12 protein-coding genes are annotated in these 13,533 nt (G+C 59.4%); 9 read left to right on the forward strand and 3 right to left on the reverse strand.

Annotated elements, in window-relative coordinates:
• Nucleotides 1-15: 15 nt before the first annotated feature.
• From IH944_08095 to IH944_08105, 3 genes are all read left to right on the forward strand, one after another.
• Nucleotides 16-2,283 (forward strand): polyribonucleotide nucleotidyltransferase, encoded by a 2,268-nt coding sequence (locus IH944_08095; GenBank protein ID MCH7904513.1) that lies wholly within the window; start codon nucleotides 16-18, stop codon nucleotides 2,281-2,283.
• 101 nt (nucleotides 2,284-2,384) lie between these two features.
• Nucleotides 2,385-3,257: a hypothetical protein gene (locus IH944_08100; GenBank protein MCH7904514.1), complete on the forward strand. Its 873-nt coding sequence runs from the start codon at nucleotides 2,385-2,387 to the stop codon at nucleotides 3,255-3,257.
• A 255-nt stretch (nucleotides 3,258-3,512) separates the two neighbouring features.
• Nucleotides 3,513-5,630, forward strand: coding sequence for a diguanylate cyclase (locus IH944_08105; GenBank protein MCH7904515.1), 2,118 nt, complete (start codon nucleotides 3,513-3,515; stop codon nucleotides 5,628-5,630).
• Nucleotides 5,631-5,917: 287 nt separating this feature from the next.
• Here the strand turns inward: IH944_08105 and IH944_08110 are convergent, their stop codons facing one another.
• Entirely contained in the window at nucleotides 5,918-6,400 is a 483-nt protein-coding gene (locus tag IH944_08110) for a transposase (protein ID MCH7904516.1), read from the reverse strand.
• A 58-nt stretch (nucleotides 6,401-6,458) separates the two neighbouring features.
• Entirely contained in the window at nucleotides 6,459-6,716 is a 258-nt protein-coding gene (locus IH944_08115; protein MCH7904517.1) for a hypothetical protein, read from the reverse strand.
• A 102-nt stretch (nucleotides 6,717-6,818) separates the two neighbouring features.
• On the opposite strand from IH944_08115, the gene IH944_08120 reads away from it, so the two are divergent.
• The 3 genes from IH944_08120 (at nucleotide 6,819) to IH944_08130 (ending at nucleotide 9,925) form a co-directional block, all read left to right on the forward strand.
• Nucleotides 6,819-7,280, forward strand: coding sequence for a hypothetical protein (locus IH944_08120; GenBank protein MCH7904518.1), 462 nt, complete (start codon nucleotides 6,819-6,821; stop codon nucleotides 7,278-7,280).
• Between the two features lie 64 nt (nucleotides 7,281-7,344).
• Nucleotides 7,345-8,997: a ribonuclease J gene (locus IH944_08125; GenBank protein ID MCH7904519.1), complete on the forward strand. Its 1,653-nt coding sequence runs from the start codon at nucleotides 7,345-7,347 to the stop codon at nucleotides 8,995-8,997.
• A 145-nt stretch (nucleotides 8,998-9,142) separates the two neighbouring features.
• Nucleotides 9,143-9,925 (forward strand): PEP-CTERM sorting domain-containing protein, encoded by a 783-nt coding sequence (locus IH944_08130; protein ID MCH7904520.1) that lies wholly within the window; start codon nucleotides 9,143-9,145, stop codon nucleotides 9,923-9,925.
• A gap of 33 nt (nucleotides 9,926-9,958) precedes the next feature.
• Here the strand turns inward: IH944_08130 and IH944_08135 are convergent, their stop codons facing one another.
• The gene (locus IH944_08135; GenBank protein MCH7904521.1) at nucleotides 9,959-11,314 is read right to left on the reverse strand and encodes an FHA domain-containing protein; all 1,356 of its coding nucleotides are present in this window, start codon (nucleotides 11,312-11,314) and stop codon (nucleotides 9,959-9,961) included.
• 234 nt (nucleotides 11,315-11,548) lie between these two features.
• On the opposite strand from IH944_08135, the gene IH944_08140 reads away from it, so the two are divergent.
• From IH944_08140 to IH944_08150, 3 genes are read left to right on the forward strand one after another with little or no spacing between them, the layout of a single operon-like run.
• Nucleotides 11,549-12,706, forward strand: coding sequence for an exo-alpha-sialidase (locus tag IH944_08140; protein ID MCH7904522.1), 1,158 nt, complete (start codon nucleotides 11,549-11,551; stop codon nucleotides 12,704-12,706).
• Nucleotides 12,707-13,171: a four helix bundle protein gene (locus tag IH944_08145; GenBank protein ID MCH7904523.1), complete on the forward strand. Its 465-nt coding sequence runs from the start codon at nucleotides 12,707-12,709 to the stop codon at nucleotides 13,169-13,171.
• Nucleotides 13,171-13,506 (forward strand): MoaD/ThiS family protein, encoded by a 336-nt coding sequence (locus tag IH944_08150; protein ID MCH7904524.1) that lies wholly within the window; start codon nucleotides 13,171-13,173, stop codon nucleotides 13,504-13,506. The genes IH944_08145 and IH944_08150 overlap by 1 nt, the downstream gene beginning before the upstream one ends.
• Nucleotides 13,507-13,533 lie beyond the last annotated feature (27 nt).

Below are 13,533 nucleotides of genomic sequence, written 5' to 3' on the forward strand. Positions count from 1 at the left end.
GCAGGAGGCTAAATGATTCACACCCATACTTTCGAAGTTGGGGGCAAGACCCTCAGCATCGAGTCTGGTCGGGTCGCAAAGCAGGCGGGAGGTTCAGTGCTTTTGGGCATGGGCCAGACCGTCGTGCTCGGCACCGCGACCATGTCGAAGAACCCGCGGGATCTCGACTTTTTACCACTGGTTTGCGACTTTGAAGAGCGCAAATACTCGATCGGCAAGATCCCTGGCGGATTCGTCAAGCGCGGAGGCAGACCTTCCGAGAAGGCGATCCTCACGAGCCGGCTGATCGACCGACCGATCCGACCACTTTTCCCTAAAGGACTGCGCCACGATCTCCAGATCGTCACGATGGCGTTTTCCGTCGACAAAGACGTGCCGCCCGACGTGCTGGCGATCTGCGCCGCAGGCGCTGCGCTGGCTGTGTCGGACCTCCCGTTCGACGGCCCGATCGCGGGCGTTCGAGTAGGGCACATCGACGGCGAGTTCGTCCTGTTCCCGTCGAACGAGGAGCTGAAAGAGTCCAAGCTCGACCTGATCGTCGCCGGCCACAAGGGCGCGATCAGCATGGTCGAGGCTGGCGCAAAGGAGGTCAGCGAAGAGCTGATCGTCGAGGCGCTCAAAATCGGGCACGACGCGATCAAGCTGATCTGCGGCGAGTTTGAGAAGTTCGCCAAGAAAGCAGGCAAGCCCAGGCGCGAGATCGAGCTGGCTCAGCCGGACGAGGATCTGATCGAGGAGATCGAAAAGAACGAGTACGAGATGATCGCCGACGGTCTTTTCAGCCCCGACAAAGCCACGCGCGAGAGCGCGATGGACGACGTCGAGGAAGCTCTGCAGGCGAAGTACGAAGAGAAGTACGCCGACGACGAGGACAAGCTGAGTCAAGTGAAAGCGTCGGTCAACGCCGCGGTCAAGAAGGTGATCCGCAAGTCGATCATCGAAGACGGCAAGCGACCGGACGGACGAAAGCCCGACGAGCTGCGCGACATCGAAGCGGTCGCCGGCATTCTCCCTCGCGTTCACGGTTCCGGCATGTTCACCCGCGGCCAGACGCAGGTCATGACGGTGCTCACGCTCGGAATGCCGAAAGACGCACAGATGATCGACTCGATCGACGAGAGCGTCTCGGAGAAGAAGTACATGCACTTCTACAACTTCCCGCCCTACTCGGTCGGCGAAGTTAGGATGATGCGCGGGCCAGGCCGCCGCGAAGTCGGACACGGCGCGCTCGCAGAGCGAGCGCTCGAGCCGGTCGTTCCGGTCGGCCAGGAGGACTTCCCGTACACCTGTCTGCTCATGAGCGAAGTGCTGGAGTCCAACGGCTCGTCCTCGATGGCGTCCGTCTGCGGATCGTCGCTTGCTCTCATGGATGCGGGCGTGCCGATCACTGGGGCTGTGGCGGGCATCGCCATGGGGCTCATGTCCGATGGCAAGAAGTTCCAGATACTGACCGACATCCAGGGCGTCGAAGACTTCACCGGCGACATGGACTTCAAGGTCGCTGGCACGCGCGACGGAATCACAGCGCTTCAGCTCGACACGAAGCTGGCTGATCTCCCGCAACAGGTGCTGATCGACGCGCTCGCACAGGCGAAGGACGCACGGTTCAAGATCCTCGACATCATGGAAGAGGAGATTCCAGGACCGCGCAGCGAGCTTTCGCCGACCGCGCCGCGTGTGTACACGCACAAGATCGCGCCCGACAAGATCGGTGCGCTCATCGGTCCGGGCGGAGCGAACATCCGCAAGATCACCGAAGAGAGCGGTTGCCAGATCGACGTCCAACAAGACGGCACGGTGCTAGTCGCATCCGAGGACAGCGAATCTGCGGAAGTTGCGCTGACCATGATCAAGGCCTGCACGGCCAGCATCGAGGTCGGCATGGAGTTCAGCGGCCAGGTCACGCGACTGATGGGTCGCGGCGCGATGGTGGAGATGCCCGGCGGCAGAGACGGAATGGTCCCGACCGACCAGCTCACCGACAAGCCGATTCGTCGGCCCGACGACGCTGTTCAAATGGGCGACAAGATCAACGTGCGCGTCGCTGAGATCGACGACATGGGTCGCGTAAACCTCACGGCGATCGGACTGAACCCCGACCACGAACGGATGAACAATCCGGTCGAGACCAGCGGTCCGCCGGATCGCGGCGGACGAGGCGGACGCGGCGGTGACCGCGGTGGACGAGGCGGCGGACGTGGAGGACGCGACAACGGTCGCGGTGGACGAGGTCGCCCGAGAGACGGCGAAGACGTCAACGCCAGGTTCAGGCCTCGGCGCTAAGGTCGAGATAAGGCACAATTCATGCTCTGGCGGTTCATTCCGCCAGAGCTTGTTGTATTATTGAGCCGGTGCAATCGATTTGCACTAAAGGAGAATGAACAGTGATAACCAGGGTCGTTAGCGTCCTTATCGTAAGCGTGATTGCGCTTCTCACACCTGCCGCCCTAGCAGAACAGGATCGTCGAGAGGAGATGACCGCGAAGCAGTTCCTCGAGTGGAGCATGGATCAGCACGCGAAGCTCAAGACCTATCAGGCAATGGTTCTTTGGGACATGGGGAAAGGAGATCTCAGGACTAGGCTTGTCCTTATCGAGGGCCCGGACAAGTACGCCGTGACTTCCAGCAATCGTGGCTACACTCAAGTTTCCGTGTGCGACGGCACGACGCTTCTTGAATATGACAGCGAGGACGCTGAAGCCCTTGAGTACAGGGCCACTAGCCACATTGGAACGTCTCCCGGCATGCAGATGAACCACCCCCATTTTTGCGGAAGCCTTTTGTACAAGTTCTTCCTCGGTTCAGACCACCTTGACCAACTCGCCATTCTGGACAGGCAGGAGATCGAGTACGGTCCTCGTGTGACGCTTGCCGACGGTCGCACGCTGCAAAGCGTCAAGTTTTACGGGGCCTACCTATATGGCCACGTTGTCGCAGACATCAATGTATCGACCGGACTCGTCGAAAGACTCAAATACGACAGTGAGCCGGTCATGCAGGTGCTGAAAGACATGGGGCCGGAAGGGGTAAGTAAGTTCCTGCAAGACGTGCTGGAAAGCATCGGCGAGGACATCGAAGTTCCCGAGTTTCCCGAAATTGGAACTAGATGGACGACGGAGCACATATCAGTGGTCGCGACGGACGCCCCGCTGTCAAGCGACATCTTTAGTACGGCAACTCCAAATGGCATCGAGACACGGAGAATGACGTCCGCCTGGCCACGCTGGTCGCCGCAGGGGCGGAAGACGCCGCGATAGAGACGGCGAAGACGTCAACGCCAGGTTCAGACCCCGGCGCTAGGTTCGGGCTATCGCAGATATCAGGCCACCCGCTTAGAGCGAGGTGGCCTGAGTGGTTTCAGCCTATTCGCAGTTCCCGCCGCATAACCTCCACAGGTTCAATTCAGCTAGTCGCCCGTGCCTGTGAGCCCAGCAAATCTGACAGATTCGCGTGGATAGGTTTCGGCATCGATGAGATGCGGGCCTCTCACAGCCGATGATTGAACCTATAGGATGGGTTTATCCAACTTGACGTCCGCTGCGCGAGATATCAGAAAACTCGTAAGGTACGGATGCCTGATCGGCCTCGTTGTCGTTGGGCTTATCGTGGCGTTTGGGCACACGGCGCTGCAGCGGAGCATGGATCAGCATCGATCTGCGATGCAATTGCTGTCGTCGATCGAGCAGCACCTGCGAATCGTCGATGGTCTTGTCACGGAAACAGCGCTGGCCAGCCAGTCCGGGGAGCCGAAGGACTTAGCAGTCGCCAACGGCCTGTTCGACCGCCTCGCCGAGTCACATGAGCGAATTGCTGAAGCGGCGGCGACCGCGGGAGTCCCGGCTGCCCTTCATCAGAGGCTCGCAGAGTTGCAGGTCGATTCAGACCGAATCGAGATGCGCTGCTCGATTCTGCTGGGCATGATCCCGGCGCAAGTCGGAACGAGTGTGACGCTCGATCGCGTAGCAGGCGAGCATCGGGCTTACCGGGCAGGTGTCGAATCGGCGATCTCAGACATCGAGAAGTTTGCCGGCAAGAGCATGAGCAGAACGCGTTTGACCCAAGCAATTCTCCTGTTGCTGGTCGTCGTGCTGCTATTGGTGGAGGCACTGTTGATCGCAGGCCCGCTTGCCACCCGAATTGGCGACACGATCAGCAAGCTAGAGGAGTCGCGCGTGCAGTTTGCGAAACAGTCCAGGAGGTTGCAGACCGACAACAAACAGCTAAAGATCAGCCATGCCGAAGTGGTGAAAGAGGTCGAAGATGTGAACGAGGCAAACCGCATGCTGGCAACGGCCTCGTCGCGATTTGCCGAGCTCTTCGAAGGCATGCCGGTCGCCTGTTTCTCGGTGGATGCAGACGGGACGATCTACGAATGGAATTTGGCGGCGACGGAACTATTCAATGTCGCTGCCGCGGAGATTGTCCAAAAACAGGTCTACGGTCGATTCCTCGGTAGCGAAAACGACGTGATGCTTGGCAAGCTCGTGAAGGAAGCGTTCGTCGGAGGAGCAACCAATAACATTGAGATGACGGTCAAGAACGCGTACGGAGCCGACCGGAAGCTGCTCTTGAGCGTTTTCCCGCTCCGTGCGAGGCAATCGGAGCCAACTGGCGCTCTGATCGCATGTGTCGATATCTCAAAGCAGAAAATGGCCGAGGCGGCAGCGGCCAGGGCGAACCGGAACATTGGAAACATTCTGGAAAGCATCAAGGACGCGTTCGTTGCGCTGGATCGCGGTTTGAGGTACCAGTTCGTCAACGCAGCAGCGGTCAAGCTGCTTGACCGACCAGTGAAAGAGGTGATCGGCAGGCGGTTCTTCGACGTAAGGCCAGAGCTGGAGGGCACGATACTGGAGACGAGAATTCGTGAGGTTCTCGAAAGTCAGCAGGCAACAACATTCGACTACTATTTTGCCGAAGACGACGTCTGGTTTGAGTTTAGGATTTACCACACGGACGCCGGCGTGAGCATCTTCTCCAACGACGTGACCGAGCGCAAGCTGGCCGAGCAGATGATCCGCGGTCAGCAGGAGCAGATCGAAGCGGCGATGGAGCAGATCAACGAATACAACCAGCTGTTAGAGGAACAGCAGAAGGACTTGGAGACCGCGAACGTCCACCTGCATGAGCTGGCGACGACCGACGGACTGACGGGGCTCATCAATCACAGAACCCTGCAGGAAATCCTACGAAATCAGATACAGAAGTCAAAGAAGAAGAGAACGGGCAAATTAGCGATCATCCTGCTGGACGTCGATCACTTCAAGAGCTTCAACGACGACTACGGGCATCAGGCGGGGGATGAAGTGCTGCGCTTGATCGGCAAAATTCTCATGGAGAACGTGAGGGAAGAGGACGTCGTCGCTCGGTACGGAGGGGAAGAGTTCATGGCGATCCTGCCCGGCGCCTCGATCGAGATAGCCATCGAGCGGGCAGAAGTCTTGCGCGCTGCGATCGAGGGATTCGGCTGGAAGAACAGGACCGTCACGGCGAGCTTCGGCATCGCAGAGTTTAAGCGGAAGATGTCGCCAACGGAGCTGATTACACATGCTGACAAGGCGCTGTACGCGGCCAAGCGCGCGGGCCGCAACCGAAGCATGGTTTTCGAAGAGTTGGCCGACAGTGCGTAGGCGGTTTTCTGAGCCGCTGCTTCATCTACATATGACCTACCGGGCCTGACGTCCAACTAGGCTTCGCGCTGCTATTCTCCGCTCGTCATTCAATGGGTGCCACGGGTTGTCTCGCCCGGGTGCCGCGAGTTGTCTCGCTCGGGTGCCACGGGTTGTCTCGCCCGGGTGCCACGGGTTGTCTCGCCCGGGTGCCACGGGTTGTCTCGCCCGGGTGCCACGGGTTGTCTCGCCCGGGTGCCACGGGTTGTCTCGCAACCCGTGCTACACGCTTCCGCCCGTTCACAAAACTACAACTGAGTCCAGAACTTCTCCGGCCACCCAACACTGGACCACCGCCAATCTTCTGCTCTCAGAACAAGCTCCGCTCGGACGGGGTTCTCGTGGATATAGTCGGTTTTCTCACTGAACTCTTCGTCCGAATAAAGGTTTCGGTCGTATCCTCCACCTGCCTGCCAAAACCGAGGAATCTCGATTCCGCAGGCGCGCAAGAACTTCATTTGGCGGTACGCGAACGTCCGTTTGAGCAGATGGAGGTACTGCGCGATCGTCGCGTCCTCGCTCGCCGGCCGAACGATCAGGTGAACGTGGTTCAGCATCACGACCCAGTAGTACAGGTCGACCGCCATCTTCGAGTGGACGTACTCAAGCCTGGCGACGAACTCGTCTCTCACCTCTGGGGAGCCCAGAAGGTTTCGTCTCTCGTAACACGAGAACGTCAAGAACCTAGAATTGTAGACTCCTTCGTATCTTCTTAGCTTCTTCCTTTGCATGCGTGAGATTGTGGCTTGCGCACGGGTTGCAAGACAACCCGTGGCACCCATTTAGCGATCAATCTTCGTTGCGTTGCCAGAAGAACCACAACGCCCAGGCGATCGCGGCGGACAGGACGCTAACGGTCAGATGTTGCAGGCCCATCAGGACAGCCTCGTTTCCCGTCAAGTAATCGCCGACACGGTTAGCAGTGCCAGTTGCAGTCTTCTGCACGATCAGCCCTTGATATGCTTTATACAGAAACACGCCGCAGTTGCTGATAAACACCCACTTCAGCACACCGGGCACAGAGAGCCCTGGCGAATTTTCAACCAAAACCCACCCTCTTGAGCAGTAATCGCCCCGACGCTGCTGACAGAACGGTACCCAATCGGCGCACTTCCGACCAGATTGCAAGTCCTGTCGTATACTATTTTAGTGGCCAACAAGACTTCGATATGGGAGAGGATCCTGGTTGGCGAGTTCGACTTCGGTGACGTCGCGGCTACGCTTCTTCGTGCGTACTGTTTGCCTGTGTTAGTCGTCGTTCTTGCATTTCTCCCAAATTCCGGAATCATCTTGCTCGACACATTTAAATTCATTCTTCTCATGGTTGGAATTGCTGCATTCGTCCCAACGGCGTGGTATCTCGCATCCCTCGGTCCGCGCCTTCTCCGCTGGATCACTATCGCGGTTGGGCTGGCATTCGCCCTGCTCGGCGCCTTCTCCTATCTCTGGTACGCGCTAGGAGGCGATCTCCCGGCTCAATACAAGACGATTCCCACCTATTTTGATCAGGTATTTGTGCCGCTTGTCGCAGTTTCGATTGCGATCGGCTGGATCGTCGTGCCGTTCCGCCTCCGCGGACACCGCCGAAGCCAAGCCGAAGTCGTCAGATGAATCTGTTCTGGCAGCGACAGTTCTCAGCCCTGTGTTCGCCCCACGGGTACCCTAGCGACTGCGAATGAGCCTCGTTCAGATTATCCCTCTTGGGGGAGCCGGTGAGATCGGCAAGAACTGCACCGTCGTCCGGCAGGGCGACGACATCATCGTCATCGACTGCGGAATCTCCTTCCCGCACGAAGAGCACTACGGCGTCGACATCGTCATCCCCGACTTCACGTACCTGTTCGAGAACCGGGACATGGTGCGGGCGATAATCTGCACCCACGCGCACGAGGACCACGTCGGCGCGCTGAGCTTCCTGCTGCCCGAGATGGACGTGCCGATCTACGCGACCAAGTTCACCGCAGCGATGATCCGCAGCAAGCTCGCCGAGCGCATGCGGCACATCGAGCCGGACTTGCGCATCATCGAGCCCGGCGAGATCATCAAGGCGGGGAAGTTCGAGATCGAGCCGATTCGCGTCACGCACTCGATCCCCGAGACTTGCGCGATGGCGATCCGCACGTCTCTCGGCGTCGTGTTGTTCACGGCCGATTTCAAATTCGACTTCACGCCCGTAGACGGAAAGCTCACAGATGTAGCTCGGCTCGCGGCGGTCGGCAAGGAGGGGGTCATCGCGCTCGTCTCCGACTCGACCAACATCGACCGCTCCGGCTGGAGCCCGAGCGAGAGCGAGGTGAGCGTCGGGCTGAGGAAGGCGTTCACCGAATCGCCGGGCCGCGTGCTGATGACGATGTTCAGCAGCAACGTCCACCGCATGCAGCAGGCGCTCGACGTCGCACGTGAGACCGGTCGCAAACTAGCCGTCGCCGGCAGAAGAATGGAGAGCACACTGCAGCTCGCGGCAGAGATCGGATACGTACACATCCCCGAGGGCACGTTCATCCGTCTCGACGAAATGAGCAGCTACGCCGAGGACAAATTGGTGATCCTGACGACCGGCAGCCAGGGCGAGCCGATGGCGGCGCTCAGCCAGATGTCGCGTGGCGAGTACCGGCGAATGCAGATCCGCGAAGGGGACACGATTCTCTACTCCGCCCGCCCGATCCCTGGAAACGAGGGCGCGATCTGGCGCACGATCAACCGGCTGTTCCTGCAGGGAGCGAACGTGGTCTACGAAAGCGAGACGCCGATCCACGTCAGCGGCCACGGCCACGCGGAGGAGATCAAGATGATGGTCAACCTCACCAACCCATACTATATAGTCCCGGTCCACGGCGAGCCGCGACACCAGCACATCTTCCGCGAGATGGCGATGGACATGGGCTGGCCGAAGGCGCGAATCTTTGAGATTCAGAACGGGCAGCCGTTCTGCTTCGACGAGAAGAAGGCGTGGTTCGACGACAAGATCGAATGGGGCGAGCATCTGATCGACCAGCACGGCGACGTCGCGGTGACGGACAAAGTGCTGGGCGAGCGGTCGTCGCTCGGCCACGATGGAGTCGTGATCATCTCGATCGGTATAGACTTGAAGCGCGGTGTAGTTTCATCAAGCCCCGAGGTCGTCACTCGTGGATTCAGCGGACCGTCCGAGGTGGTCGACGACGGAATGGCGGACGTGCGCCAAGCGCTCGAGGACCTCGATTCGGCTAGCTTGAAGGACGCCTACGTAGTGCAGGAGGCGGTCGAAGCCGCGATGCGTCGCGCGATACAGAAAGGGTGCCGCCAACGCCCGGTTATCGTCGGCATTGTGGTTCCGGAGAAGGGTTGAAGGCCTGCCACAACGCGCCCAGCATTTCAAGTTCTATAGTACTCAAATTCGAGATACTGGTAATAGTAACAGCATCGCAAGGGATATTGTCCGGTAATGTAGTCGGGTACGGATGGCCGTGGGCATCCGCCATGTTAGGTTTATTATGATTCGAAGAGGAATTTTCGTCGTTGTAGCGGTTCTGGGCTGCGCTCTCTCGCACGCGCAGATCGCGCTGTCGCACAACGGCAGCACGGTCGACATTGACGAGTTCAGTTCGACGATCTTTAGCTGGATCGTAGGCGGAACGGAACAAGTCTTTGAAAACAGCTGGTACTTCCGCGACGGCGACGCTGGCACAGCGTCGCTCGTCAGTACGATCGACCCTAATCCGACGGTCACGCTGTTCGGCACGCAAGGTGCAGAAGTCGTTTACCAAAACAGCGACCTGACCGTGACGATAAACTACTTTCTACAGGCCAATAGCAACGGAACCGGTGCCGACTTGGCTGAGCAAGTCGTATTCGAGACCGTCTTCGGCATCGAGCTGCGACTGTTCCAGTACCAGGACTTCGACATCGCCGGCACGTTTACCGGAGATACCGCCACGCGCCAGAACAGTTCGACGATCATGCAGTTCGAGGGCGACTTTGGGGTGACGACTGGTGCCACGCCCATTCCTGAGTTCAGTGAGATGAGCCTGTGGTCAGACGTTCTCGACGACATCACCGGCACGGCTGGATATAACCTCAATACTTCCGCGGGCAACGGCATCGGCGAGACGCAGAGCGGCGACATGACTTTCGCCTTCCAGTGGAACCGAAACCTAGGCGACCGCGGCTCGCTCGTTTTGAGCACCAACAAGGTCGCGGCAGTCCCGGAGCCGGCGACGTTCGCCGCGCTCGCCCTCGGGGCAGCGGCTCTGCTCCGGCGGCGGAAGAAAAAGTAGGCGCTCTCGGCTTCGACTTCGACCGCCTGGCCATTAGGCCAGGCGGTTCTGTTTCAGCTTGCAGGCGACCTTGCCGAACGTGACGGTCTGCCCTGGCGCGAGGACCGTCGGCGCTTGCAACCGCTCGCCGTCGACGAAAGTTCCGTTCGTCGATCCGCGGTCTTTGACAGTCACGCCGTTCTGATCGACGATGAGCTCGGCGTGCGTCCGCGAGATTCCCCTCTCCCACGTCATCGCTATATCGCAACCGATGTCCCTGCCGACGACGTTGACCCCGTTGTGCAGGACGTGCTCGTTCCCGACGGCGTCGATCAGCACCGGCATCTGGATCGGCGCGGGCGACATCGCGACGGTCTGCGGAACTTCTTTCCCTTTCTTCTGACCTTGCAATCGCGTGCGGAACAGCAGCATCGCCGAGCCCACTCCGATCTGGTCGCCGTCGTTCAGCCACTGCGTCTGCACCGGCTGTCCGTTGACCTTCAGATCGCCGGCCAGATCGACGATGTAGTGCGCGTCCTCTCCGGCCTGTATCTGCGCGTGCACGGGTGCGATCGTTCCGTCGGCTGGCAGCAGCACCTCGATCCCCTCTTGACTTCCGATCCTGCTGATCGCACCTTGCAACGCCCACGTTCGACCCTCGGTCTGACCGCGGAACGACTTGAGCCAAACGGGTTTGTACACTGCCTCTGCGACCGCGAATGCGATGCCGGCGCCTAGGCCGAGGTTGAACAGGTACAGCACGTCCACGAACCGCAAGTAGCCGCTCGCATCCCCGCTAGGAGTGGTGCCGCCGAACATCATGCCGACGATCAGGATCACGACCAACAGTGCGACAACAACGCCTATGATCTGGCCAAAGACGATCACGAAGACGGAGCCCAGCAGGCCCCGCAGCAGCGTGAATCTGCTCAGCCCGATGGCCAGCACGACAGGCATGGTCAGTCCGAGCGCGACCCCGACCTGCCAAACAAGGCCAGGGAAGAACGTCACGCTCGTCAATTCGAGGAGGGAAATCTCCCGGGTTCCGTACCGCGCGTCGGCGATGCTGTAGATCATCTGGTCCATCAGCCAACGAGAGCCCCAACAGCCGAGTGCGCCAAGCGGGGCCGCGACCGCAACCGCCTGTAACATGCGCCGAGCCCCCTTTCGCGAGACGTAGGCCACAGCGATGCTTCCACAGACGAGAGCGCCAAGCAGAATGAAGGCCGTTATCGCCCAGGGCTCGTCGGACAGCGTGACGTCGTCTACGCTGATCTTCAGGTCCAGATCGCCGAAGGTATCCCCTATGTTCACCGGCCCGCGGACCTCATAGGCGATCCACGCCGCCAACGCTCCAGAGCACGCGCCAAGAAGCGCGAAGAGCAGGACACGCTTGATCCACGGGCGCATACGGTTTATTTTAGCCCGGCCCAATTCTGCGAATCGGATCCTCATCCTGGGCGCTATCCCTCAACCCGCTCCACGGGTTGAGGGTCTCGACGCCTTCGCTTCACGCCCATTGTTGTTCTCCCACCGTTTAAAAGCCGTTTCAAGTACGTTCCAGTAAACGAAGCCTTTACTTTCGCAACGTACCCCTGCGTACCCAGGTACGATCTTGCGGACACAGTACAGTTTAAGGCGATCATGAGCAGCGTCAGAGTCCTCGTTGGAACCAAGAAAGGTGCGTTCATTTGCACGTCCGACGGCAAGCGCCGAGACTGGAAGATCGAAGGTCCCCACTTCGGCGGCTGGGAGATGTACCACCTGAAGGGCTCGCCTGTGAACCCCGACCGCATCTACGCTTCACAGACGAACGCTTGGTTCGGACAGATCATCCAACGCTCCGACGACGGAGGCAAGACCTGGGACACGCCAGGGAGCACTGAGGCCGAGCGGGAGAGCATGTCGGGCGGAGAGAGCAACAAGTTCGTTTACGAAGGGGTCGCCGGCACCCACAAGACGTTCGACGGTTCGGACGTGCCCTGGGTCTTCAAGCGCGTGTGGCACCTAGAGCCATCGCTGACCGATCCTGACACCGTGTACGCGGGGGTTGAAGACGCCGCACTGTTCAAGTCCACCGACGCGGGCAAGACGTGGCAAGAGATCAGCGGGCTGCGCAAGCACACGACCGGCAAGGACTGGCAGCCAGGTGCGGGCGGCATGTGCCTCCACACCATCCTCGTCGACCCTTCCAAATCTGACCGCCTTTTTGTCGCCATCTCGGCAGCTGGCACGTTCCGAACCGACGACGGCGGCGAGACATGGAAGCCGATCAACAAGGGACTGCATTCGGACATGATGCCGGAGCCGGAGGCCGAGGTCGGCCACTGCGTTCACCGCATCGCGTTCCACCCTTCTCGCCCCGACACGCTCTTCATGCAGAAGCACTGGGACATCATGCGCAGCGACGACGCGGGCGAGCAATGGCACGAGGTGAGCGGCAACCTTCCGAGCGACTTCGGGTTCCCGATCGAAGTCCACTCCCACGAGCCGGAGACCATTTACGTCGTTCCGATCAAGAGCGATTCGGAGCACTTCGTGCCGGACGCAAAGCTCCGCGTGTACCGCAGCCGGACCGGCGGCAACGAGTGGGAGGCGCTCACGAACGGCCTGCCGCAAAAGGACTGCTACGTCAACGTCCTGCGCGAGGCGATGGCCGTGGACACTCTTGATGACTGTGGCATTTACTTCGGAACCACAGGCGGTCAGCTGTACGTCTCACCGGATTCGGGCGACCACTGGACGGCGATCAACGAGCACTTCCCAAGTGTGCTCTCCGTCGAGGTGCAGACGCTGGGGTAGTTGGCAGTTGGCAGAGGGCAGTTAGCAATGGAGGAAAAGCTAGTGTTCGGATATGAGAAGCTTCAGATTTGGCAGCGTGGCATGAATCTATGGGAGCGTCTCCATCGCATTACGTCAACGTTTCCGGACGACGAGAGGTTCGGGCTTGTCTCCCAGATCCGCCGAGCGGCTTGCTCCGTTCCTACAAACATAGCAGAAGGTTATGGCAAGAGCACGAACCGGGCGTTCGCGGCCATGGTCGTTCATGCAAGGGGTTCAGCGTTCGAACTGAGGACTCTTATTGACGGAGCACTGCGGTTTGGGTACATCGAATCGGACACGGCGAAGGAATTACTTGAAGAGATCGTAGAGATAAGCAAGATGATCAACGGATTCTTGAAGAAACTTGAACAGAGTCAGGTGAAGGAAACTCGGACTGACTACGGTGTCGAAGCAGACGCCGAGGATCTGAAATCAACAGTCTGATGCCACTGCAAACTGCAAACTGCGATCAGCCAACTAAACAGGTCCGCGTCGTTCTGCCGCACCACCTGCGCAACCTGGCGAAAGTCGGAGCGGAAGTGTCGCTTGATTTATCGGGTGCTGTGACTATCGATTTGATACTCGATGCTCTCGAGTCGCAGTACCCGATGCTGAAAGGGACGATCCGCGACCACACGACAAAGAAACGCCGCCCGTTCCTCCGCTTCTTCGCATGCGGCGAAGACCTCTCGCTCGATCCCACGGACACGCCTTTGCCCGACGCGATCGCAACAGGCGGAGAGCCGTTCTTAATCATCGGCGCAATCGCTGGCGGCTAGTCAGAAGGCTCGTTTCGTTGCCGAATC

The sequence above is a fragment of the Armatimonadota bacterium genome, assembly GCA_022563855.1.
Lineage (GTDB): Bacteria > Armatimonadota > Fimbriimonadia > Fimbriimonadales > Fimbriimonadaceae > JADFMN01.

Coding starts and splice junctions, on each gene's coding strand:
- IH944_08105 (MCH7904515.1), top strand. CDS start 3,513: ATGGGTTTATCCAACTTGACGTCCGCTGCGCGAGATATCAGAAAACTC.
- IH944_08110 (MCH7904516.1), bottom strand. CDS start 6,400: ATGCAAAGGAAGAAGCTAAGAAGATACGAAGGAGTCTACAATTCTAGG.
- IH944_08125 (MCH7904519.1), top strand. CDS start 7,345: ATGAGCCTCGTTCAGATTATCCCTCTTGGGGGAGCCGGTGAGATCGGC.
- IH944_08130 (MCH7904520.1), top strand. CDS start 9,143: ATGATTCGAAGAGGAATTTTCGTCGTTGTAGCGGTTCTGGGCTGCGCT.
- IH944_08135 (MCH7904521.1), bottom strand. CDS start 11,314: ATGCGCCCGTGGATCAAGCGTGTCCTGCTCTTCGCGCTTCTTGGCGCG.
- IH944_08140 (MCH7904522.1), top strand. CDS start 11,549: ATGAGCAGCGTCAGAGTCCTCGTTGGAACCAAGAAAGGTGCGTTCATT.
- IH944_08150 (MCH7904524.1), top strand. CDS start 13,171: ATGCCACTGCAAACTGCAAACTGCGATCAGCCAACTAAACAGGTCCGC.